The sequence below is a fragment of the Paenibacillus endoradicis genome (assembly GCF_024721975.1).
The window spans coordinates 74154-97241 of sequence record NZ_JANQBB010000005.1 but is presented as its reverse complement, the minus strand read 5'-3'; the positions used below and the strand labels follow the sequence as shown (position 1 = coordinate 97241).

Here is a 23088-nt window from a genome sequence, read left to right as displayed (position 1 = left end):
GTCTACTATTAGACAATGAGACACCATTTTTATGATTTCTAGCTAATCTACAGTTTCATACATCTCGTTTAAATAAGCTCTAAACCATCGTTCAAGTTGTACACTTTCTATTTTGAACCCTTTGTCTATATCATTTGGATGAAGCTCGATCCCTCCGGAAGAACCAAAAAACTCCAAATCCACTTCAAAACCATCGTTAAATTTCAATGTGCCATGGCCACTTGAGCTATAAGAATTCGGTATATCGAATGGTATTAATGTTGCCTCACGTATGAATGGACTGACTTCGCTTAATTCATCATCTGTTAATTTTTTTGCTGGGGATATTATAATTGAAATTGAACTAATTTCTCCCGCTTCTACTCGTTGCTGAAATTGCTCTGCCCATCGCCCTTGACTACCGCCAGTAAATAAATTAGCACAAGATGATGCTATCATAATAAAACCAATCAACACTAAAATAACACCCGAAATTCTATTCCAAGCAAGCACTGCATCACTAGGTTCTGAATCCCTCAACTTCCATCCAATAGATAGATACCATGCTGTTTGAGGTGAGAAGAATCCAATTAATCCACCAACTAAAAATAGAAACCCAATCAAACCATTCATTCTGCTCCCTCCTCCGTCCCTTCATAGTCTTATACGCTAAATTTTTACAATTGTTTCAGAGCTTTGGGGAGGGAACAATTAATGTTAAATCTTAACCATTTCATTGGTGATTCCTTGAGTGTAAAGATACATCTCTTGGTAATGCCCTTCAAGTTGCATTAATTCCGAATGATTGCCTTCTTCCACGATTTCTCCTTGTCGCATAACGATGATTCGATCCGCACCCATTACAGTAGATAATCGATGGGCAATAATAATAGTCGTGCGTCCCTGCGATACGATATCAAGAGCTCTACTAATCAGTTGTTCTGTTTGTGAATCTAAATTAGCAGTTGCTTCATCTAATATAAGAATACGAGGCTGGAACACAATAATACGAGCAAATGATATTAACTGTCGTTCACCCGCGGACAATCCACTACCTCTTTCAGAGAGTCCTGTATCATAACTATCCTTCATTCGATCGATAATCGTATCTGCTCCGATAAAGCGACAAGCATCAATAACTTGTTCTCGTAAAATGGATTGATCAAATAACCGAACGTTATCCAATACGCTACCTGTAAATAGATATGGCTCTTGCTGTACTAAGCCAACCATGCGATGTAATTGTGACTGTTGTAATTGAGTAATTGAATGACCATCAATCGAAATATCTCCTTCATTCACATCATAAAATCGGCATAATAGACTTATAAGTGAGCTTTTGCCCGCCCCGGTGGTTCCAACAATACCAATCATCTCACCTGGTTTAATGTTTAGGTTTAAATTTTTAATAACGGGTTCACCATCTCCATAAGAAAACACAACACGATTAAAGTTAATTGCGCCCTTAACTTTAGATAAAGATAGTTCTTTTGCTTCTACGTGATCCTTCACATCAGGTTCAATGGCTAGCAATGTCCAAATACGTTGAATGGCAACAGTAGCAGCTTGCAGTGTGTTCCATTGTTGAGTAATTGTATTAATTGGTTGGAAAAATAAGCGAATATATGTAATGAAGGCATATAACACACCGAATTCAAGCGTTTTCCCTAATACCGCTTGACCACCAAACCAAACAATACAAGCAATAGCAATGTTATTAAGAATTTCAAACGAACGATTAAACAATACATTTGTCCGAATTTCTCTAAGATTAGCGCGAAAATAGGAATCATTTTTTTCATGAAATTGATTACTTTGCTCCTTTTGTTGATGAAACACTTGAATTAATGGCATGCCTGCCAAGTTCTCAGCAGCAAAAGAAACTAAACGAGACAATCTTGTTCTAGCTAATTGATAAGTCGTTCGCATATAGGATCGAAACGCAATCGCTATACATGCAATTACAGGTAATAAAATTAAACAGTATAAGGTCAAACTAACGTCTAATTGGAACATCAGAATCAGAATGAAGACTAGCGTAAATCCATCTCTAAAAATACTAAGGACAACTTGCTGGAAAAATTGATTCACTGCCTCTGTATCGCTTGATACATGTGTAATTAAACTACCGCTTGGTACACGGTCAAAATAAGACATAGAAAGCTTAGAAATATGATTAAATAATCGTTTGCGAATACTTGCGACAATACTCTGTCCTGCTTTTTGTAATAAATTATTTTGCAAATAGGTGAAGAGCAAACTAATGACTGATAATGCTAAATATATTCCACCAATAGTTAGTAAGTTGCTATAATCATTTTTACCTACCATCAAGTTGTCATCGATTACAAGTTTGAGCAAATAAGGTTGTAGTAACTCGCCGCCAATAGCAATTAATGTACAGATGATAAAACCTATAAACGTGTATTTATGCTCTAACATATATCCAGATAAAGCTCGAAAGGTGGAAATGTACTTTGGTTTTTCCTTTGGGGCATTTAAATCTGCCTTTTGATCCATCTGCCAATTGTTAATCGCTTGTGCCATTAGGCTCTTGTTCCCTCCTCCTGCAATTCAAACAATTTGCGATAGAGGCCATCTTCTTCAAGTAATTGTTCATGTCGACCCTGCTGAACAATTACTCCTCCATCCAGTACGATAATATCATCTGCTTGTTTTAATGCGCTAACTCTATTTGCGATAATAATCGTCGTCTTCCCTTGCCTTAATTGCTTAATATTGTTCAAAATTTCACTTTCAGTTACAGAATCTACAGCACTCACACTGTCATCAAGTATTAGGATAGGCGCTTCCTTTATTATGCCTCTAGCCAAACTGGTTCTTTGTCGCTGCCCGCCAGATAATGTTACTCCGCGCTCACCTAGCTTAGTTTCAAATTGATCAGGTAGATCGATAATATTGTCATAAATGCGTGCCTCTTGCGCCGCCCATAATACTTTCTCTTCGTCTATGTCCCGCTTAAAGAAGGCGATATTCTCACGTATCGTAGAACTAAACAAAAAGCCATCCTGTGGCACATATGCAATTGAGGTCCGTAAGCTTTCAATTGTTAACTCTCTAACATCATAATGATCATATAAAATGGTGTTTGCAGGAGGATCATATAAACGTAATAATAACTTCATCAGTGTAGTTTTCCCGCTTCCTGTGCGCCCAATAACCCCAAGTGTTGTTCCTTCTGGTATTGTGAAAGAAATATTACTGAGCGCTTTTCTTCCCTCTTCTCCATTCGATTCCTTCTCATAGCTAAACGATAGATCGTGAATTGAGATACTCATTTTCTCAGAAGGAAGATCAATGGCTTGACTAGATTCCACAATATCAGGTTTTTTACCTAGTAAATCATTTAATCTCTCTAGAGACGCTCTTGCTCTCTGAACAGTATTAATGACATTACCAATTTGCTGAAGTGGGTTCATTAGCATGCGAACATATAACGTTAACGCTACGAAACTACCTAATGTAATTCTCCCTTGAATTGTTAAGTAGCCACCTAATACAATTGCAACGATAAGAGATACTGATCCTAGAAAAGGAATGATCGCTTGAAATAGTGAAGAAACTCGTACGAGGCGAAGTTGATTTTCTTTGATTGCATCTACTGTTTCACCAAAGCGATTATTCATGACAGATTCTACTGCAAATTTCTTAGTCACTCGAATACCTGCAAATTGTTCTTCGGCGGAGGCAGTCATTGCGCTTAGTGCTTCTTGCACCTTTAACGAACGTTTTTTAATAATAGGTCCTACCCAAACGACAATGATAGGAATTAACAATAGTGGGATAATACTTGCCACCACCAAATATAAAGGAACATCCGAGAGCAGTAGCATAACAATAGTGGAGATAAGTAACATCGATGCATTCGCTGTTTGGTTCACGCCCATCGAGATTGACTCTCGAACGGCAGTAATATCGTTCATAAAATAACTTAATAGTTTGCCGACCCCATTGTTGGAATAAAACTTTTCACTTAATCCGAGAAAATGAGTGTATAGTCGTTGTCTATTCAAGTACTCGAACAATCGCCCTGTATACATGACCAAATATTGTCCAAGTCCCCCTAATATTGCGAAACCAGCACCAATTAAAAGTAATAGCCAACCATAGCGATATATCCCATCCCATGATAGTTGACCCGATTGTAGTTCATCTGTAAATTTCCCTAATACATGTGGGAATTGAACCTGAATAATATTAGCAATACCATGAAGCAAGATCGAAAACATATAGAAGATCCATGTTTTCTTGAAAAACTGCGATAGTATACGTTGTGAATCCAACTTTGCACCACTTCCTATAACAGTATGAACTACATTTATATCCGCCTCTTCCATACCTTGCTATTCCACAATTCCTGTACGTTCAATCCCTTCTACAAACCATCTTTGAGTAAAAGCGTATAGTACTAATAACGGCAAGATGATAAAGAATGATGAAGCCATTTTAATAGGTTCTAAAAAAGCTCGTAAACCACCTTCTTGTGCCTCCATAGCTAATTTTGCATTTAACTTAGATAAACTTGTAGATAAAGGGACATCGGATGCTCCGAACATGTACATAGAAGGGAAATAGGCATCATTCCATGTCCATACAAATGAAAATAAAAACACTACAATAATGGCTGATCTAGAGATAGGTAACATGACCTTGAAAAATATTCGCAATGCGCCAGCTCCATCCATACGAGCAGCCTCTTCCATTTCCTTCGGTAATGTTGAAAAAAATTGTCTAAATATGAGTACAAATAAAGCTCCTTTTAAACCGTGTCCGAACAAAGTAGGAATAATTAGTGGCCAATAAGTATTAATCCAACCAAATTCTTTGAACATTAAGATAGATGGCAGAATCGTTACTTGTGGCGGCATAATAAAGGTAAATAACAAAGCAGCAAACCAAAACTTTTTGAACGGAAACTCCAGTCTAGCAAAAGCATATCCAGCAATTGCACATGAAATTATTTGAAAGAATGCACTTAAACTAGCTACGGTAACACTTATCGTAAATCCCTTCCAGTAGTCAAGCATGCTTAGTGCATCAATGAGGTGGCCAGCGTATAACTTCATCGGAACCCATATTACTGCTGGATCAAGTAAATCAGACTTACTTTTGATCATTGTTGTTAGCATATAAATTATCGGTTTCAAATAAATAAAAGCTACATCGATAAGTAGTAGATACATGAAAATACGAAACAATAAACCTTTGTCTACTTCTTTTCCTAGTAATAACTGTTTCACTTTATTCATTCTATGTCCACCTCTCTTATATTATCTTTGTGCAGCTAACTTATTGTTAATTCTTGAATATATAACAAGAACAATTCCAATGAATACGAGTACAATCATAAAGTAAATCCAAGCTAATGCGCTCGATAGACCATAGTTATCTGTGGTCACCTTACCTATAATTGGATTTGAAGGATACGTGAATAGATCAACAATGGTATAGATTAAATTCAAGAAAATAAATGGTGCCATTCCTGGCAATGTAATTTTCCAAAAAATACTCCATGGATCCGCCCCATCGATGCGTGCCGCCTCGTATACACTGCCTGATATCGTTTGTCTTCCTGCTAAGAATATAAGTATTTGCACACCTGAATACCAGAGCACTAATACAAACGAACCAATTACATTTTGAACTGGATTCAGCCACATCTCGGGTAGATATTGTTGAAGAAATGTATCCACCTTCAAATCTGAAATAATCGTTAAGGACCCTTCGCCTTGCTCCATAAACTCATCAATAATTTGCCCCGAAGAGAATATGACTGGCAAGAAGAAAATAACTCGAAACAGACCTCTACCATAAAATTTCATATTTAGTAAAATAGCTATCATTAACGAGAACACTAATATAATCGGAATAATTACTAATGCCTCTCTCAGAAAAGGAAATAAATCATCATATAATAATCCCCCATCTGAAAACAGAATCTCACGGTAGTATTGAATGCCAACCCAAGAAGATTGTACTCCAGTAACGGTAATTTTCACTAGATTAAAGCTCATATAAAAGGAATATACTAGGGGAAATGCGACAAATGCGATAAATCCGAAAATCCAAGGTGCAATAAAAAAAGAGCCTTCAATTTTTCGTAGTGTAGCTGTATTGCGCCAAATTGGTCGACGTGTTTTAGTTGATCGATTTAATAGATTGAATCTATTATGCTGTAGTGATTTCTTCATTCTCGCTAGCATTTATTTCCCCTCCTTCACTACAACAAAATCTTGTGCAGGTACAACAATATTGTGATACGAATAACTTTCAGTATTATAGTTGACGATAATACGCTTACCGTTTTCATATTCAGTTAGTTTTACGCCGTCTGATAAAGTTTCATGATGCACAATAAATTGATCCTGGACATCCTTGAGTGCTTCATTCATACGTTTATATTGCTCGGCAGCCGAATCGATCCAAGAATCTTCATTAAGGCTATAATGCCAGATGGAATATGCTTTCTTGAAAGCGCCTGATGGTGCAGCTGAAAAAATATAGGCAGGATAAGCCCCGTATTCCACACTCCGTAAAAATTCATTATGATATTCATTACGCATATTTCCCCACTCGGAAGTGTACGTTACAAGTCCGTGTAAAGCCATTTGTGCAAAGGGTATCGTCTCATCCACAAAAATATCATAGGAATAATCATCTGCGAGTCGGTGAATATGATTCACAGAACCTAAGCTATAGAAAGCCGCTTCATCCACTGCTGACTCTCCAATTTCACGCGTTACAGAAGTTAAAGTATCCTGTTGTCCAATGATAACATCAGCTCTACTCGCTTTATTATTCGTATTAAAATCGGTATGCGGAGCATTTCCAATCCCTCCTGTAAACATCACACCATCTACCCCAATGGAAGTATAATCAACTAAATCATCAGCAACTTCATTGAAAGCATAGTGTGGAGAAACATAAGGAATTTCATCCCCATTATTCGCCTCATATTTCAACAATGTTCCTGCCATATTACGAAGCCCATCGTTTAAGCTCCAAAAGTTTCCACGATTGCTACTGTAAAGTGCATAATTGGCTGCTAGAAATACTTTCCCGCCTAATGCTTTCGTATGAGTAGTGAATTTTTGCATCCCTTCATTGCCACCTAATCGTTGATCAACAGGAAAAAGTCCGCCATATGAGCTATATCCCCATCTTTGCCAGCCATTATAGATACCATTTACATTTTGGATTCCAGACTCATACAATTTATCTACTATGTTAAGGGCCTCGTCTGTCGTTGTACCTGTAATATAATCATCCCAAAGTAAACCTTCTTGTAGATCCGCACCTACTAGATCAGCATAAAAAGGGATATTGTCACTTACATTTTCCTGCTTGGTTAAGTCATAAGTTTCTATTAAATAATTACGGTATGTTGTGGCCATATCTGAATACTCGCTGTGATCACCTGACATTAAATAGTATCTAGTTGTTCTAGACGGTGCTTCAAATCGCTCATTACTATAAGTGAAAAAACCCTGATTGCCATCACGATCTGTACTTTGGAAAAACTTAATGCGATATTGCCATTCTCCTGTTGCCCAATTCGATTGACCAAGGGCATTTGCTGGAGCAGCAAATATTTTCGCATATTCTTCCCCTTCAGTTAAAACGGCTAAAAATGATTGTTTGCCTGACTTTATTCCGAAAACAGGCATTGTAACCGTTTGACGATTCGTAGCCTCATTATAGAATGATAGATCTGATCCATAGACCATCTCTCGATAAATCGATTTGTCTTGATTTTTATTCTGATCAAACTTTATAAGTGCTCCTGGACCATCTGGAATTAATATATACCCATCCTCATTAATAGATGGTTTTGCCCCAAACTGAGAATATAGCTTTAGATTTAGTAGACTATATTTCCCTTCCTCAATACCACTGTCGATCACTTTCGTTTCTACAAAATTATCCCCCAGCACCACTTCAAATGGAATTTTGAATCCGCTATTCACGAAATGATAAACTCCTCGAAATCCATTTGAGATCCTTTCATATTGTTCAATGACTCCTTTTTCTTCCATCAAGTTTGTTAATTTTGCTTGAGATTTTGAGTTGGTAGCATCAATGTATTCAATCATGACAGGTGATAACAAATTGGAATACCACAACCCTGTTGAAGTTTCAGTATCCCAATAAGCAGGATCAGGATAAGATCTCCAAACGTAACCAGAATCTTTTTGTTCGACTTTGAAATGTCCGGTCGATTGATCTGCCCACAGTTTCAAATGATCTGATTCTCCTGCAAGGACAAAATCTGTTTCAACAGGTAGTCGAGCTTCTATTCTAGCTGAAGCATCAGCGCTTATTTCACTAGCAATTACATTAATTAAGTTGGGTGCTTCACTCCCTACTTCTGATTGAATAAACCATACTAATACACCCAATACCAATAGCGTGGCTACTGCGCCTGCAATCGTTGTTCCATGCTTTCGAATCATCGAATAGCCACCTCCTGATAGATTGAATATACAAAGTGATAAAGTTCGCTTGATAAACTAAACATAAGAAATAGTAATATTGCTAATATAGCCATCGTTATTAACGTTAAAATTAATGTTTTTATCGTTTCACCAACACTAAAATTGTGAATGCCTTGCACCTTCCAAAAAATAAGTAAAATAACCCACCCATACAGAAAATACTGTAAAAACATAAATATTGCTTCTTCATTCAATGTCATCACTCTAGATATTAACGTAAGCGGTAAGCCAACAATAATAAATGGGAACATGGCATATGAACTAGCAATATAAACATCACGTAATCTTCCTTCTCCTTGATTCAAAGAACTTATTAAATAATTTGAGACCACATATCCAAACCAAAATACTAAAAATTGGACAATCGGCGTAAACACTTCCACTCGTACAATGACAGATGGATTAAATATAAAATGTATTTGCGATGACATAATCGCGTATGAACTTATGGCAAAAACTAGTAGAATCGTTCCACTTAATATACTGCCTTTTTGTTCATAACGAATGGCATGAAATCCATCAATCGGTTGGCGAATAATATAGAACGTATGCTTTAGTTGCTGCAGCAATACTGATCGATCTGTTAGTCGTACTTGAAGCTTCCAGTTTCTCTTGCGTGCAATATATCGGAATAGCGTTAATGAAGCAAATGCTGCTATAAATAAATTCATAAAAAAACCGAATTGATTTTGAAACCATAACAAGCGATTTTGCCAAAATGAATCAGAATAACCTTGAGCGACGCCAATAGAAGTAAATAATTGTTCTGCTTGCTCATATTCACCTTTCTTATAAGCAGCTTTGGCTAAACCGAGAACTGCAGGTGCATAGTACGCATTCAGTTGATTCACTTCTTCCCATATTGGTTCACTATCTACATATCTTCCATCTTGTGTAAGTGAATTAGCGCTGTGAACATACTCTCCGAATTCGGATAATGAGAACTTTTGAATCACATTATTTTCACTATCTAAAATGTATAAATTGTTTTTGGAATCATTAGCGACAGCAGAAGGCAATTTAATATTACCGAGTTTACTTGTTGTGTCCTGACTAGCTCCTCCCCAGAAAAATAGTAGATTACCATTACTATCGTATTGACTGACTACATTTAATTTTGAATCGATCACGGTGATATTCCCATCTTTATCAACCGTTAAATCATTGAGTTGTGATGTTACGCCCCTACTATATCCACCAGAGCGAATTTTTTCACCAAATGAACTAGCATCATCCGAGTTAGAATATTCGCTTTTTCCTGCCAATTGATCTAGTCCAGCAATATTCAACTTTTTAACTTGCCCACGCTTAACCTCTTTGGTTACCGTATAAACAAATCCATTGGAATCTAAAGCAACACTAGTAATGGAACCCGGCAATTTACTAATTTCTCGCTCATACATTTCACGACTATAAAGGAGTCTTTTAATGCTATCTACAACAGAAAAGCTTGTTTTATTAGCTCCAAAAAAACCTTGAAAATTACCATCAGGATCCAATTGCAACAAACCTTGATAGCCACCCAATGTAGCAATATAGAGAAACCCTCTTTTATCAACAACAAGCTTTATTGGATCATACTTAAAACCGTCTGGAATAAGAGGACTCTCTGGCTTACCGAATTCCGCAATTATTATTCCTTCTTTATTCAATTTCAAGATCCGGTGATTACCCGTATCGGCAATATAGATGTCACCTTTATCTGTAATAAATACACCTTGAGGTTGTTTCAGTGGATTATCCGGAAATTCAAGAATTCGAACTAATTCTCCACGTTCATTCAAATGTACAATTCGATTATTGTTTGTATCTGCGATGTACATTTGATCGTCTTGGTCAATAAATAGATCCTGCGGTTGAACTAGTGGTGAGTATTGTTCTTCTCCATTTACTTCTATAAATAGTTGCGAACCAATCATTGCTGTTGGTGTATACGCTGCTTGAATTTGATAATGTTGACCATAATTGTCCTTATAATAGGTTGTATAAGGTACATCCGCCGAAGCAGTCTGAGGCTGTAAGATTGCGTTCACTAATAATATCAATAGTAACAGTGGCAGTAGTAAGAACCGCCGCAGTTGCTTATGCATCTGACCTCCCCCTATCTCTACTTAATACCTGAATGTGCCATAGTCGTAATAACTTTACTTTGTAAAATTACAAATACAATTAGATTAGGAATAAACATAATAAGTGATGCGACCGCAGCTGCACCTTGCATAGCAACATTGTTAGCCAAGTTATTAGTTAACGTCGATAAGAAGAAAGCAAAGCTCTTCATCTCATCGTCAAGCATAAATAACGATGACGTTTCAATATTCGCCCACGAATTTTGAAACGCTAATATAGCTACTGTAGCAACAGCTGGCATACATACAGGGATCACCACTCGTAGAAACACTGTAAACTCACTCGCTCCATCTATTCGAGCAGCCTCTAATAATGCATCTGGTATTTGATCCATAAATTGCTTAAGTAAAAACACGCCAACGGGCATAGCCATCATCGGAAGGAAATGAGCAAAATAAGTATTCATAATGCCCAATTGACTTACGACTAAATATCTTGGAATTTGTACGACTTCTGGTGCAAACATTAAAGTCAAAAGAATGCTACTAAACACAAATGCTGCCCCTGGAAACTTATGTTTAGCTAAAGGGTACGCACATAGTGCACTAACAATCGTTACAAGTACAACGGATGCTACCGATACAAATACGCTGTTAAAAATGTAGCGAATCATAGGTACAGTTGACCTTGCTGTAACAGAAAGAAGTTCATTAAAATTTTGCAGGGAAGGCTCTTTCACGATAAAGGTAGGTGGATACACAAACAACTCATGATATGGCTTAAATGCATGATTAAATATATAGACGATAGGTAATAACATGAAAATAGAGATCACGATGAGAATTACCGTTAATAATTTCTGGAATCCATCCATTGTTTGTACTCTATTCCGGCGATATAATTGAAACTTATACCACATATTATTCATCTCCTTTCGTTCCAAAAAGTCCCCAGCTTAATCGATTTGAAGCATACATAACAATAAGTAAAAACACAGAAATAGCCGCTGCATAGCCCATCTCAAACCGAATAAATCCAAAGTCTTCAATATGATTAATAATAAGATGTCCGGAATACGCAGGTGTTGGATTCGTTCCCGATAGTTCCACTCCAATGGCACCTGTCTTAAATGTGGCTACAATAGCCATTACTGCTCCGAATAACATCTGTGGTTTCATAGATGGTATCGTAATGTACCATATTTCTTGTAACCTACTTTTCATACCGTCTATTCGAGCTGCTTCATAATAATCTTTATTAATATTAAGGATGCCTGCGAGCATAGCGAGAAACCCTACACCCATACTTGACCATAATGTGACCACTATCATGGCATTCATTAAATAGTCCGGATCAGTTACCCATAATTGAGGCACATCTATAACCCCAAGTCTAAGAAGAATACTATTCAAGTAACCAATTCGATCACCTGTCAACATCGGCAACCACACAATAGACATGGCAATTCCGATCGTTAGCGATGGTGTATACATTGCAAGAGAGAACCACTTCTGCAATTTACCTGGTAATTGAGAGATTAACCATGCCAACAGAAAAGCCGCTATATAACCACCAGGTCCAACGATTAAAGCAAACTTAAAAGTATTAGGAAGAGCATATTTTAGAAACAATAAATCTTGTGATATTAGATATTGAAAGTTCTGCCACCCAATAAATCTAGGCTTTTCAATAGCATTAAAATAGGTAAAGCTTAGAACAACAGCAGCTACAACAGGTACAACAATAAATGCTAGGAAACAAAGCATAAATGGCGTAATAAATAAGTAGCTTAATCTGAACTTCCAAATATTTTGCAAATGAATCCTTATTTTATTTGACATAATCATTCACTCCCGCCCATGGATCAGTGATTTGAGGGAAGCTGAACCTTTTTTGGATCTCGCCGTTTTCATTCACAAAACCAAACTCTTGCTGTTTTCGCAGTAATTCGCGATTGATATCCATAACTGTTGTCTCAAGCGCCGTTCGATAGTTCGTTCCATTGATTACTGACGCTACCCAAGCATTATTCAGTTCACGTCCCAAGAAGTAACCTCCAGGAGGATTTTCTTTTTCTCGATACCAAGACCATTGTTCTAAAATGACATTTGAATCTTCTTTTTTCCAAGGAAGTTGAGTAAAGGCTTCTATATTAGCGGTGTTCCAGCGGAATGAAACTCCATTTATAGCTTCTAGATCTGAACCATAACGTTGTTGAGCCTCTGTGGATACCCACCATTTCATAAAAGTCCACGCATCATCTTTTTTCTGAGACTTCTCGAAAATTACCCCTGTCGTTTGTTGCCCGCCTGCCCATCTAGTAATAGATCCATCCTCTTGTTCCACTCCTGGAATAAGTGCCATTCCCCAGCGACCGTTAAGTTCTGGTGCTGCTGCCGACAATTGAATGTACATATTATAATCAGAGATACCGATAGGCATTGTTCCATTACGGAAATGTTGATAAAAGCTCGGCACTTGTTTTTCAAGAGCATACATATTGAACAAATCAGTCCACTGTTGGAATGCTTTGAAACCTTCGGGTGAATCTAGTGCCGTAGTTAGTCCATCAGCTGAGTAGAAATCAACACCATTTTGATAGATAAATGGTAAAAATTCAGTTGGATTGATATAAAAATTCATATCATTTTGTTGCAAAGTTGGTAGTGCATCATATACGTCTCCCCAAGTTTCAGGAATTTCTAATCCAAGATTTCGCATAATATCTTTACGATAATAGAGAACTTGGAACGATTGTGTCTCAGGAATAGCATAATAACCTCCGTCGTAATACAACGCTTGCCATGATCCTGGGCTATAGCGTTCATATAGTTCATCGAAATCTTCGAATTTTGAAAGATCATATATACTCCCTCTAATTGCATAATCAACAGGTAAATCTTGATTTAATCCAAGGGCAATATCTGGTTGCAATCCCGCCGCATTAGATAAAACGAGCAATTGAGTAGTAGGAAGTAGATTCACTTTCACTTTAATTCCAGTTGCTGGCGTAAATTGTTCATTAACAAGATCTTGTAGTTGTGTTACATAATCTCGACCACGCAGTACCCAAACATTTAACTCCGTCGCATCCATATCATCTAAACTTTGACGTGTATTAAATGAATAGGCAAAGTTAGCTAACTGTCCTACGACCTTATCTCCCACAGATGTTTCCATCACAGGAATCGATTGACCATAAGGTACAATATATATTTCATCTAATTGGAGTGGTTGCTTATGCAAATTAACGACAAAATTATTGATTTTTTCAGTAATTGAAGTAATCTCATCTACATAGTAGGGTATATCATCAGCATGCTTTAATAATTCCTCAATATCACTCGCCGATGCTCGAAAACCTTCACTTATACTGTCCTTACTTCCATTCACATTTGCCATTTCATCTGCCAAAACAATTAAGTTAGCTTGTGCTAATTCTAGTTTGTCAGTTAAACCTGGTAAATCTCGATCTAGCTTCCAAGTACGGTTTCGATCAATTTGGCGTCCAGTCGAAGATCTTATATCTTGTTCAGCCTCACGCAATAGTGAGCTTAAATTCTCTATGCCACGGACAATTGGACTTATCGTTGCATGTGTCAAAGCTATCGATAAAGTATGTGTCCCCTTTTCCAAATAGAAGTTGAAAGGCTCTTCCAAACTATCCTCAAGCACTACTCCCTTCCATGAAGAGGAATATGGGAATCGATACGTCAATAATTCTTCAAAAGGAACTTCCCCATCGATCTGAATTCTTCTAAAAGAAGCTTTTTGGGAAAATCTTTCTTGAAGTGCTCTCATTCCAATTTGATAGTATCCACTTTCACTTACTTCAAATTCCCAAGCAGCCTCTTGGTTTGGCCAATCCCACCGAACTCCCCCCATCGTATTATAAGTAATACGTCCTTTTGCACGAGGAACAGTACTCCAATCACGATCCCACATCATTACAATAGAAGGATCATTCTTCCATTCCATTTGTTCTGCCTGCAACGTAATGATCTCTTGATTAAGTGGTTCTATTTCCTGCTCATTAGTAACATCATTGTAAGTAGGCAAAACCTTAGGCGGTTCTAAGTAAAATTTATCTAACGCGATTGGCTCATAACCTTCAATCCGAATCGTGTTTTTACCTTGTGTAAAATACCACTTAAGCGGCTTTGCATAATTGGCACCAGCATCTACGAACGGCCATTGACTCCAGTCTGAAATATCCTGTGCTACAGGACGAATCTCATCACCGTCATCATTTTTCAAAATTTCGCTCTTGTCACGCCACAATCGATATAATGTGATTGATGATGCTTCTCGGAAAGGACGTTCTCCGTTAATCTTGACATCCCATACTATCGGTCGGGTATAACTTTCACCTTTAATAGGGTGATAGAGCGCATGTAATTCATATAATCCACCCTCTGGAACATTAACTTCATATTCTATCCAGTGCGTGTCCCTAGATTCCCATATGAGTACATTATCTTTGCCTCCGTATGAGCCCTCATAGATGTCAGTTTGACTCGATTGAGCAGAAGGAGTGGTAGCGTCTATTTCAATACGAGATGTTGCCGAAGTTATTTGTTGCTGCTCCCAATCCTGAAGAACATTCGCATAATAGGGATCTAGATCAGCTTCTGCTACAGACTGATCCTCCCAACTTACAAATCCCTTTAGTGATAAGTTCGCTTGATACGGACCTGAACGAAGAGTGCCCTTTACTTGACTAGAAATAAGTCCCGTCGTTAATGTAGCGATAACTAGCAATAATAAAATTAACCAAACATATCTACTTTTCATTTGTAATTTACCTCGTATCATTACATGCCACTCCTTTCCGTCCTTAGTTAGAACTTGTTGTTTTTTATGGATTATTTAATGTTAGTCGTTCTCCACTATCTGCTTCAAAATAAAGTGCTTTGGACATATCTGGAACAATACGTAGTTTTTCTTGATCATTAGTTTTGTAGTAAGCATCTACCCGCATAACAAGTAATTTCTCTTCGCCAATATCAAGATGGAGGAAACGATCTGCTCCCATCAACTCACTAATATGAAATGTAGCTGTAATAACCGGCTCCGTATATAACCCTTCTAATGCTATATGCTCTGGCCGAAGTCCAAGCGTGACTCTTCGATCAATTTTATTATGCTTTCGCAAAATATCTGATGCCTCTTGCCCAATAGGTAAGTTATATCTTTTCGTTTGGAAAGTTAATCGACCTGCCTTGTCAGCTATTACTTTCCCTTGAATTAAATTGATTTGTGGGGAACCGATAAAGCTTGCGACAAAAGTATTGCTTGGCGTAGCATAAACTGCTTCTGGCGTATCGATTTGTTGTACAACTCCATCCTTCATAACTACAATGCGATCAGCCATTGTCATTGCTTCAACCTGATCATGTGTGACATAGATGAATGTTGCCGCTAAACTTTTGTGTAGCTTTATTAATTCCATTCTCATCTGGACACGTAGTTTCGCATCAAGATTCGAGAGTGGTTCATCCATTAGAAACACTTTAGGATTACGTACAATCGCTCTTCCAAGAGCAACACGCTGACGCTGTCCACCTGACAATTCTTTCGGCTTTCGATGTAAATATGCCTCAATTTCTAATATTTTTGCTGCTTTTCTCACAGCCAAATCAATCTCATGTCTTGGTTGTTTTCTAAGCCTCAAACCAAAAGCAATGTTTTCGAACACACTCATGTTTGGATATAAGGCATAGTTTTGAAATACCATTGCAATATCTCGGTCTTTTGGAGGAAGATGATTTACCAATTGATCACCAATATAGACTTCACCTTCTGTAATATCCTCTAACCCTGCTATCATTCTTAAAGTAGTAGATTTCCCGCATCCTGAAGGACCGACAAACACTAGAAATTCTCGATCCTTAATTTCAAGATGGAAATCATTCACTACAACCTGTTTATCCTTGCCATATCGTTTATACAAATGGTTGATAACAATACCAGCCATAGCCATCCGCTCCCTTATTGCGTTTTAGACAAGGTTTCTACACTAAATGCTCACATAAAATTACTTTGTTATATTTTTAACAAAAATAAAAGATTCCGTATCTGTGGCAATGATTACTCCAGATACGGAACCTTCGCCTGATCTGTTAGTTAGTCGTTAGAATCAAATCACACGCTTCAGCTGGGATCCAATTTTTATCTTGTCCTTCCCACTTCACATTACATCCTAGTGGATTAGTTAATGGAGTTTGCACTTCTCTACCCGCAATGTGATCATCTAGTGCACGTTCTAAATCATTGCTTGTAATTTTGTCTGCTTCGCGTGGATTATCCACTCCGCGTCCAGTGTATATAAGTTGGCGATCTTGATCAAACACGAAGAAATGTGGTGTACGTAGTGCACCGTAAGCTAATGCTGCAGTTTGGTCTGCATCATGAACATATACCCAAGGGAATCTATGCTGCTGGATTCGTTCAACCATTTTTTCATAAGAGTCATCTGGTTTTGTATTGGCACTATTAGCATTAATTGCAATAAATGAAACGCCTTGTGGCGCGTATTTCAGTACGGTTTGACGAGTGACTTCATCTGATCCAACAACAAAAGGACAACTGTTACTTGTAAAGAAAACAACTAATACTTTAGCATCCTCAAAATTTTTCAATCCGTAATACTTACCATCAACCGATAATAAATTAAAATTTGGCGCTTGATCTCCAAGCTGTAATGTAAAAGCCATATTCTTCATCTCCCTAACATTTTATATAAAAAAAGAGACGTAGCTATCTTAACAATAAGATAGCCATGTCTCTGGTTTACCAGTAGATCATGGATAAATAGATTAATGTCACTTATACTTGTTGTTCGTCTGCGTAGAGAACAGTAGATAGATATCGTTCACCATTACTTGGAACTACTGCTACTACTCGCTTCCCTGTTCCAAGTTGTTTAGCTAATTGTATTGCTGCATAGATCGCTGCACCTGACGAAATACCACCAAGTATCCCTTCTTGTCTAGCTACAAGACGAGCAGTTTCAAATGCTTGTTCATTCGTTACCGTAATAATTTGATCATATATTTTGGTGTTCAATATTGATGGAATAAATCCAGCGCCGATTCCTTGAATTTTATGCGGTGCAGGCTTACCTCCTGATAAGACCGGTGAGAAGGCAGGCTCTACCGCTACAATTTGAATAGTTGGATATTTGTTTTTCAGCACCTCTCCTGCTCCTGTAATTGTTCCACCAGTTCCAATACCAGCTACAAAACCATCGAGACCACCATCTAATGTATCAATAGCAGTAACAATCTCTGGTCCTGTCGTTTCTCTATGGATATTTACATTTGCGATATTATCAAATTGGCGGGCCGGAAAATAATTTGGATTACGATCCAATATCTCTTGTGCAACACGGATCGCACCTTTCATGCCTTCCGCACCGGGTGTCAGAATAAGTTCTGCCCCGTAAGCTCGAAGTAAGTTCCTTCTCTCAAAACTCATCGTTTCTGGCATGACGAGTACAGCTTTATAACCACGTGCAGCAGCAACTAACGCAATTCCAATTCCAGTATTACCACTTGTTGCTTCTATTATCGTATCCCCTTTATGTAGAAGCCCTTCTTGCTCTGCTTCTTCAATGATACGAATGGCGATTCTATCCTTCACACTACTTCCAGGATTGAAGTATTCTAACTTCAACAACACTTCTGCGCTATTTTCAGGTACAATATTATGCAATCGTACCAATGGGGTATTTCCTATTAATTCAGTAATATTGTTTGCAACCCTAGTCAAGATGACCACCTCCAATACTTTGAATAGCTAATTATAGACAAAGAGCGCTCCTGATTAACTCAGAAACGCTCTCCGTTTGTACGGTTGTGCATATAACATACTATTCATATATGTTTAATCGGATATATTCAATAAATACAATATAGCACGACTGACTATCACATTCAATACCTAAATTGCCAATTTTATTCTTTATTTTCAGTTGCATATTGCCCTGGTATTGTAATTGGCATTATGCTTTCCTCTAATGCTTTTCTTGGACTTGGTTTTTCTGCTTCATGGAAATTTTCATCTAGCTCCTCAATTGTTCCTCTAACGCCTAACGTAATAACAGCATGTAGTTCGATGTCATCGGGTATAGTTAACAATCTTCTAGCTACTTCTCGATCATAGCCACCAATTGCTCTCGTATTCAATCCTAATGCACTAGCTTGGAAAGCAAGGGTAGCCCAAGCTGCACCTGCATCAAAAGCGTGGGAACTTTGTGGATTTCCTTCGTTATTAAACTTAGCAGATGTAACTAGTATAAATACAGCTGCTTTATGTGACCATAAGCGATTACGAGGATTAATGAATTGCTGAAATAACGCCTTCTCCTCTTGAGTTTTAGCTATATAAAAGCGCCACGGTTGTGCATTGCTGGCAGAAGGAGCCCATCTTGCCGCCTCTAACACTGTATATAGTTGCTCATCTGTAATTGATTCATTAGCGTATGAACGAGAAGACCAACGGTTCAATATAATTGGATGTATAGGTTTAGCAGCATCTCTATGCTCTAAAACCTCTTCACGATATTGAATAACAGTTTGATCTTGTTCCAATCGACTAGTTGTTGACATGACTAACCATCTCCTTTATTTTTATTAACGACCAAATGGAGAATCCACATCGGAAATCCCTCTAGCCTTTAATACTCTTTCTGGTAAAATTCTGTTGATAAATGGGGTTTGGTCGATAGAAGCAATTTTCACTCGACCTGGTCCCCAACCAATAGTTTTTCTCCAGCTACCAAGTACATCATCATTGGCAAGCTGTAATTCATCCACCTCAACCGCTTCATCCGTATATGGAGATACGTATAATGCATCCACGGGGCAATAAGCTTCACATATAAAGCAAGTTTGGCAATCATCTTGTCGAGCAATCACTGGTACATCCTCAGTCTTATCAAACACGTTAGTTGGGCACACTTTTACGCACATATTGCAACCAATGCAACGACTATCACTAACTAACTCTATCATTTCGTTTGCACTTCCTTTTTGTGTAGCTCTTGATATTCATCTACCTTATCTAGAAATGAGGTATCATAGCTAACTTGAATTTCCTCTAATCCAGACACTATAATGCGATGATGCTGATTCGGATCTTGTTCAGGATACTCTTTAAACGTATGCAAACCTCTTCCACGAGTCTCTGTTCGAGCAAGTGCAGCTGTATAAATCCAGCGTGCTGTCGCAGCCATTGCTGCAGCTTCTCTTGCATGAACCACATCATGAATGGAATCTACTTTTTGGTTTTGAACTTTCGGCCATAGCTCATGTAATTTCTCAAGTGACTCTTGTACGCCTGATTCGGTACGGAAATAATTCTTTTCAAGTGGTAATATCTCGTTTTGAATGGCTTTAACTAGTTCTTTAATTATGACATCTGATTCAGCAACATTTGAAGTTATTGGTGTACCTTCGTTTTGTACGACTTGTGTCGTGCTTTCTGCTTTAAGACCATATTTACCTGCTCTTTGCAAATCACGTTCGCCAAATGTACTGGCTTCTTTCTTCGCATAATTTGCAGCACCTTCGCCTGACCAAGTACCAGAGCAAATTGCCCAGGAAGCATTGAAAGCACCACCACCGGATGCAGCACCTGTAATTCGCTCTCTTGTAGCTGCATCTCCAGCAGCATACAAGCCAGGAACAGTCGTTCCACAATCATCCGTTACAATGCGCAGTCCACCCGTTCCTCGCACAGTACCTTCATATCGAAGTCTGAGAGGAAACATATCTGTGAAGACATTAATTCCTGCTCTATCATAAGGTAGGAAGAAGATTGAATGTGCTGAACGTAAAATCGCTTGTTTTTCTGGCGTATCTGCTTTATTCATCATGGCGTACACTGATCCACCATTTAGCAGTCTTTTTGCTAAGAAATCTCCACCGCGATCTCCACCTAGCTCATTTCCATCCTCGTCATAATAAGTAGCCCATCCAAGTAATCTTCCACGAGTAGGTGAACTATAGGCAGCACTTGGTGCATATTGACGGCTAAACTCCATCCCTGATAGTTCAGCTCCAACCTCGGCACTCATCAAATATCCATCACCTGTGAGCACATTACATCCTAAACCTTTACTTAAAAATGCACAGCCACCTGTAGCAATAACAACAGCGCCTGCTCTAATTTCCCACTCCTTATTCTGTTGACGAAGTACACCTCTTGCACCGCCAACCCCATGTTCATCCACTAGTAATTCTAATGCTGGGGCATGATCCAAAACTGTTACTCCTGCTTTTTTCACTTGCTTACGCATCAGCGCCATATATTCTGGTCCATGTAGATGATTACGCTGAGCATCACCATTTTCATCTCTTACAAATGGATATCCCCACTGCTCAATTCGATCTAAATTAATGTAAACTTGGTCCAGTACACGGTATATCCAGTCAGGTTCTGATAAAAACCCACCAGAATTCATTCGCATATCTACAGCAGTATCTCTTAGCGCTTGATCAGGAGGTAAATATAATAAGTTAGTTCCTCCGGGAGCTGTTGCGCCACTTGAGCCTAAATATCCTTTATCCACTAAAATAACTTTTGCTCCTGTTTGCGCTGCACTCCATGCCGCCCAGGCTCCTGCTGGTCCTCCTCCAATTACTAATACATCAGCTGAGTAATAATTAATGTTCTCGTTACTCATCTAGTAGCCTCCCATGCTTTTATTAGACGATCACTTTCTTCTTTACCTGCTCGTAATGCAGAAACAACATCCTTTCCGTTTAGCGCTATTTCTTGAGATATCGTATCTAATACTGCACCAAGTTTTCCGTCAAGTGGATGTGGTGCACTATTAGCAATTGGAGTCAGTTTAAATACATTTTCAATCTTCTTACCTTTAAGAACCTCGATATCTGCTCCAAATTCTTTCTCTAATTCTGGATTTATAATAGAAGGAACACGTCCATTTCTTGCTACTAATCTTTGAGTTTCATCCGACAATACATTAGATACTACTAAAAATGCATCCTCAATGTGCTCACCCTGATTAGAAACAATTAGAGAATGAATACTTCCTGGTACCTTTTCATCTCCGAAGTGTGCGGCTGGGGCAATGTCCCAATCTAACTCAATACCTTCCTTGTGAAGTTCCTCCAATGGTCCAATCATATTGGCTAGGAAAGCATGACGAATTGCTAATCTGCGTTCTTGCATAAATTGTGTGCGATCGTAAACTAGTTCTTGATTTTCTCCAATAAAGCCTGGAATTTCATATTGTTGCTTTAACAGTTCAAAAACTTGTTCCCATTGTTCATCGGCAAGAGTAGATTGGTCTGTTGCAGGATCTACATTGGCTAATTTTAAGCTTCTTGCTAAATTACCTGCGCCACCTACATCAATACCTAAGTATTGAACACCGTTATCAACACGAGTCAATTGGCGACCAATTTCCAACCATTGCTGCCATGTTTGTGGTTCATCTGATGGGTACGGGACATTAAATTTATCGAAAATTTCCTTGTTGTAATACGTAATAAATAAATTGAAGGATAATGGCACTGCGATAATTGATTGATCCTCTGTATAACTTTGAATGGATTCAAGAATTGCTGGTTTGACCTTTGAAATATCTACATTATGCTTCTTGATCAATTCATCCAATGGTTGGACAATGCCAATATCTAAGAAGCGATAATAAGAAGATCCAGTACTCGTATAAATAATGTCCGGTAAATTACCTGCTGCCAACAATTGTTCTGGAGTCACATCGTCATCTGTACGAATTCTTTCTAGTGTGATGTGAGGATACTTCTCTTTCGTTGGCTGTACAATTAACTTATCGAATTCCGTATCTGTAATCGTATTACCATAGTTCCAAAAAGTAAGGGTAACAGGCTCTTTCGTATCTTCTAACTGCGAATCATTGTTTATATCTTCGCCTTTTTTATTTACAGGTTGTTGTGTCACTTTCGTATTTCCTCCACAAGCTGCAATCACCATAATTACTAAAATCAATGCCACACTTAACAACGTAACTCTCTTCATATCTCTTCCTCCTATAAACTTTTTGTGAACTTCCTTGTACAAACCTCTTTGAAAACAAAAGTTCGCATCGGATGCATAAGCTTTTCGCTGCTCAGCGTTATTATTTAAATAAAAAAATGGAGATATCCACTTTCATAAAGCACGACACTTTCGTGCGAACTATGAAAAGTTGAACATCTCCATCGATATGGTCAATGCTGACGGATAATACCAATAAAACCAACCGCTTTAGTTTGATTTCACCCATATTAACACCCAAAATTTGGGGTGTCAATAGATTTATATGTAAAATAGGCACCCAACAATTAATCATAATTATTTTTAAAATCTCTATTGACCTACCGTTATTTGGTAAGTATAATCATGGCTATATCCGAGTAAACAAATGTGTATTCTAACAATTAATTTCATAGATCAACCGTATAAGCGGAGATGCCTGTTTCATAAAGCGTCTTCGCTTTTATGCATTTATTAAACAGACTGAATGATA

General features: G+C 38.0%; 17 protein-coding genes. All 17 read right to left on the bottom strand.

What is annotated here, in order from left to right:
• Window positions 1–42: 42 nt before the first annotated feature.
• The 17 genes from NV377_RS16885 to NV377_RS16805 all read right to left on the bottom strand — a co-directional run bounded on the left by NV377_RS16885 (window position 43) and on the right by NV377_RS16805 (window position 22598).
• A complete protein-coding gene (locus NV377_RS16885) occupies window positions 43–612 on the bottom strand; it encodes a DUF6199 family natural product biosynthesis protein (protein ID WP_258201971.1) in 570 nt (189 codons plus the stop codon).
• 84 nt (window positions 613–696) lie between these two features.
• The gene (locus tag NV377_RS16880; RefSeq protein WP_258201970.1) at window positions 697–2526 is read right to left on the bottom strand and encodes an ABC transporter ATP-binding protein; all 1830 of its coding nucleotides are present in this window, start codon (window positions 2524–2526) and stop codon (window positions 697–699) included.
• Complete coding sequence (locus NV377_RS16875) at window positions 2526–4283, bottom strand: ABC transporter ATP-binding protein (protein ID WP_373425832.1); 1758 nt, start codon at window positions 4281–4283, stop codon at window positions 2526–2528. Before NV377_RS16875 ends, NV377_RS16880 begins: the two co-directional genes overlap by 1 nt.
• 60 nt (window positions 4284–4343) lie before the next feature.
• A complete protein-coding gene (locus NV377_RS16870) occupies window positions 4344–5249 on the bottom strand; it encodes a carbohydrate ABC transporter permease (RefSeq protein ID WP_258201968.1) in 906 nt (301 codons plus the stop codon).
• A gap of 21 nt (window positions 5250–5270) precedes the next feature.
• Window positions 5271–6203: a carbohydrate ABC transporter permease gene (locus tag NV377_RS16865; protein ID WP_258201967.1), complete on the bottom strand. Its 933-nt coding sequence runs from the start codon at window positions 6201–6203 to the stop codon at window positions 5271–5273.
• On the bottom strand, window positions 6204–8453 hold the full coding sequence (locus NV377_RS16860; RefSeq protein WP_258201966.1) for a DUF5696 domain-containing protein: 2250 nt from the start codon (window positions 8451–8453) through the stop codon (window positions 6204–6206).
• On the bottom strand, window positions 8450–10585 hold the full coding sequence (locus tag NV377_RS16855; protein ID WP_258201965.1) for a YIP1 family protein: 2136 nt from the start codon (window positions 10583–10585) through the stop codon (window positions 8450–8452). The genes NV377_RS16860 and NV377_RS16855 overlap by 4 nt, the downstream gene beginning before the upstream one ends.
• Window positions 10586–10602: 17 nt before the next feature.
• The gene (locus NV377_RS16850) at window positions 10603–11484 is read right to left on the bottom strand and encodes a carbohydrate ABC transporter permease (protein WP_258201964.1); all 882 of its coding nucleotides are present in this window, start codon (window positions 11482–11484) and stop codon (window positions 10603–10605) included.
• 1 nt (window position 11485) lies between these two features.
• Window positions 11486–12406 (bottom strand): carbohydrate ABC transporter permease, encoded by a 921-nt coding sequence (locus NV377_RS16845; protein ID WP_258201963.1) that lies wholly within the window; start codon window positions 12404–12406, stop codon window positions 11486–11488.
• A complete protein-coding gene (locus NV377_RS16840; protein ID WP_258201962.1) occupies window positions 12396–15380 on the bottom strand; it encodes an extracellular solute-binding protein in 2985 nt (994 codons plus the stop codon). The genes NV377_RS16845 and NV377_RS16840 overlap by 11 nt, the downstream gene beginning before the upstream one ends.
• A gap of 43 nt (window positions 15381–15423) precedes the next feature.
• Complete coding sequence (locus tag NV377_RS16835) at window positions 15424–16542, bottom strand: ABC transporter ATP-binding protein (protein ID WP_258201961.1); 1119 nt, start codon at window positions 16540–16542, stop codon at window positions 15424–15426.
• A 145-nt stretch (window positions 16543–16687) separates the two neighbouring features.
• Window positions 16688–17281 (bottom strand): thioredoxin family protein, encoded by a 594-nt coding sequence (locus NV377_RS16830; RefSeq protein ID WP_258201960.1) that lies wholly within the window; start codon window positions 17279–17281, stop codon window positions 16688–16690.
• Between the two features lie 112 nt (window positions 17282–17393).
• Window positions 17394–18338 (bottom strand): cysteine synthase A, encoded by a 945-nt coding sequence (cysK, locus tag NV377_RS16825; protein ID WP_258201959.1) that lies wholly within the window; start codon window positions 18336–18338, stop codon window positions 17394–17396.
• Window positions 18339–18523: 185 nt separating this feature from the next.
• Window positions 18524–19177 carry a nitroreductase family protein gene (locus tag NV377_RS16820; protein WP_258201958.1) on the bottom strand — a complete coding sequence of 218 codons (654 nt, stop codon included), beginning with the start codon at window positions 19175–19177 and terminating at the stop codon, window positions 18524–18526.
• A 24-nt stretch (window positions 19178–19201) separates the two neighbouring features.
• Window positions 19202–19582, bottom strand: coding sequence for a 4Fe-4S dicluster domain-containing protein (locus tag NV377_RS16815; protein WP_258201957.1), 381 nt, complete (start codon window positions 19580–19582; stop codon window positions 19202–19204).
• The gene (locus tag NV377_RS16810) at window positions 19579–21255 is read right to left on the bottom strand and encodes an FAD-dependent oxidoreductase (protein WP_258201956.1); all 1677 of its coding nucleotides are present in this window, start codon (window positions 21253–21255) and stop codon (window positions 19579–19581) included. The genes NV377_RS16815 and NV377_RS16810 overlap by 4 nt, the downstream gene beginning before the upstream one ends.
• Complete coding sequence (locus tag NV377_RS16805) at window positions 21252–22598, bottom strand: ABC transporter substrate-binding protein (RefSeq protein WP_258201955.1); 1347 nt, start codon at window positions 22596–22598, stop codon at window positions 21252–21254. Before NV377_RS16805 ends, NV377_RS16810 begins: the two co-directional genes overlap by 4 nt.
• Window positions 22599–23088: the final 490 nt, after the last annotated feature.

Coding starts and splice junctions, on each gene's coding strand:
- NV377_RS16810 (WP_258201956.1), bottom strand. CDS start 21,255: ATGAGTAACGAGAACATTAATTATTACTCAGCTGATGTATTAGTAATT.
- NV377_RS16835 (WP_258201961.1), bottom strand. CDS start 16,542: ATGGCTGGTATTGTTATCAACCATTTGTATAAACGATATGGCAAGGAT.
- NV377_RS16865 (WP_258201967.1), bottom strand. CDS start 6,203: ATGCTAGCGAGAATGAAGAAATCACTACAGCATAATAGATTCAATCTA.
- NV377_RS16805 (WP_258201955.1), bottom strand. CDS start 22,598: ATGAAGAGAGTTACGTTGTTAAGTGTGGCATTGATTTTAGTAATTATG.
- NV377_RS16870 (WP_258201968.1), bottom strand. CDS start 5,249: ATGAATAAAGTGAAACAGTTATTACTAGGAAAAGAAGTAGACAAAGGT.
- NV377_RS16830 (WP_258201960.1), bottom strand. CDS start 17,281: ATGGCTTTTACATTACAGCTTGGAGATCAAGCGCCAAATTTTAATTTA.
- NV377_RS16885 (WP_258201971.1), bottom strand. CDS start 612: ATGAATGGTTTGATTGGGTTTCTATTTTTAGTTGGTGGATTAATTGGA.
- NV377_RS16820 (WP_258201958.1), bottom strand. CDS start 19,177: ATGTCAACAACTAGTCGATTGGAACAAGATCAAACTGTTATTCAATAT.
- NV377_RS16880 (WP_258201970.1), bottom strand. CDS start 2,526: ATGGCACAAGCGATTAACAATTGGCAGATGGATCAAAAGGCAGATTTA.
- NV377_RS16840 (WP_258201962.1), bottom strand. CDS start 15,380: ATGATACGAGGTAAATTACAAATGAAAAGTAGATATGTTTGGTTAATT.
- NV377_RS16860 (WP_258201966.1), bottom strand. CDS start 8,453: ATGATTCGAAAGCATGGAACAACGATTGCAGGCGCAGTAGCCACGCTA.
- NV377_RS16815 (WP_258201957.1), bottom strand. CDS start 19,582: ATGATAGAGTTAGTTAGTGATAGTCGTTGCATTGGTTGCAATATGTGC.
- NV377_RS16845 (WP_258201963.1), bottom strand. CDS start 12,406: ATGTCAAATAAAATAAGGATTCATTTGCAAAATATTTGGAAGTTCAGA.
- NV377_RS16855 (WP_258201965.1), bottom strand. CDS start 10,585: ATGCATAAGCAACTGCGGCGGTTCTTACTACTGCCACTGTTACTATTG.
- NV377_RS16850 (WP_258201964.1), bottom strand. CDS start 11,484: ATGTGGTATAAGTTTCAATTATATCGCCGGAATAGAGTACAAACAATG.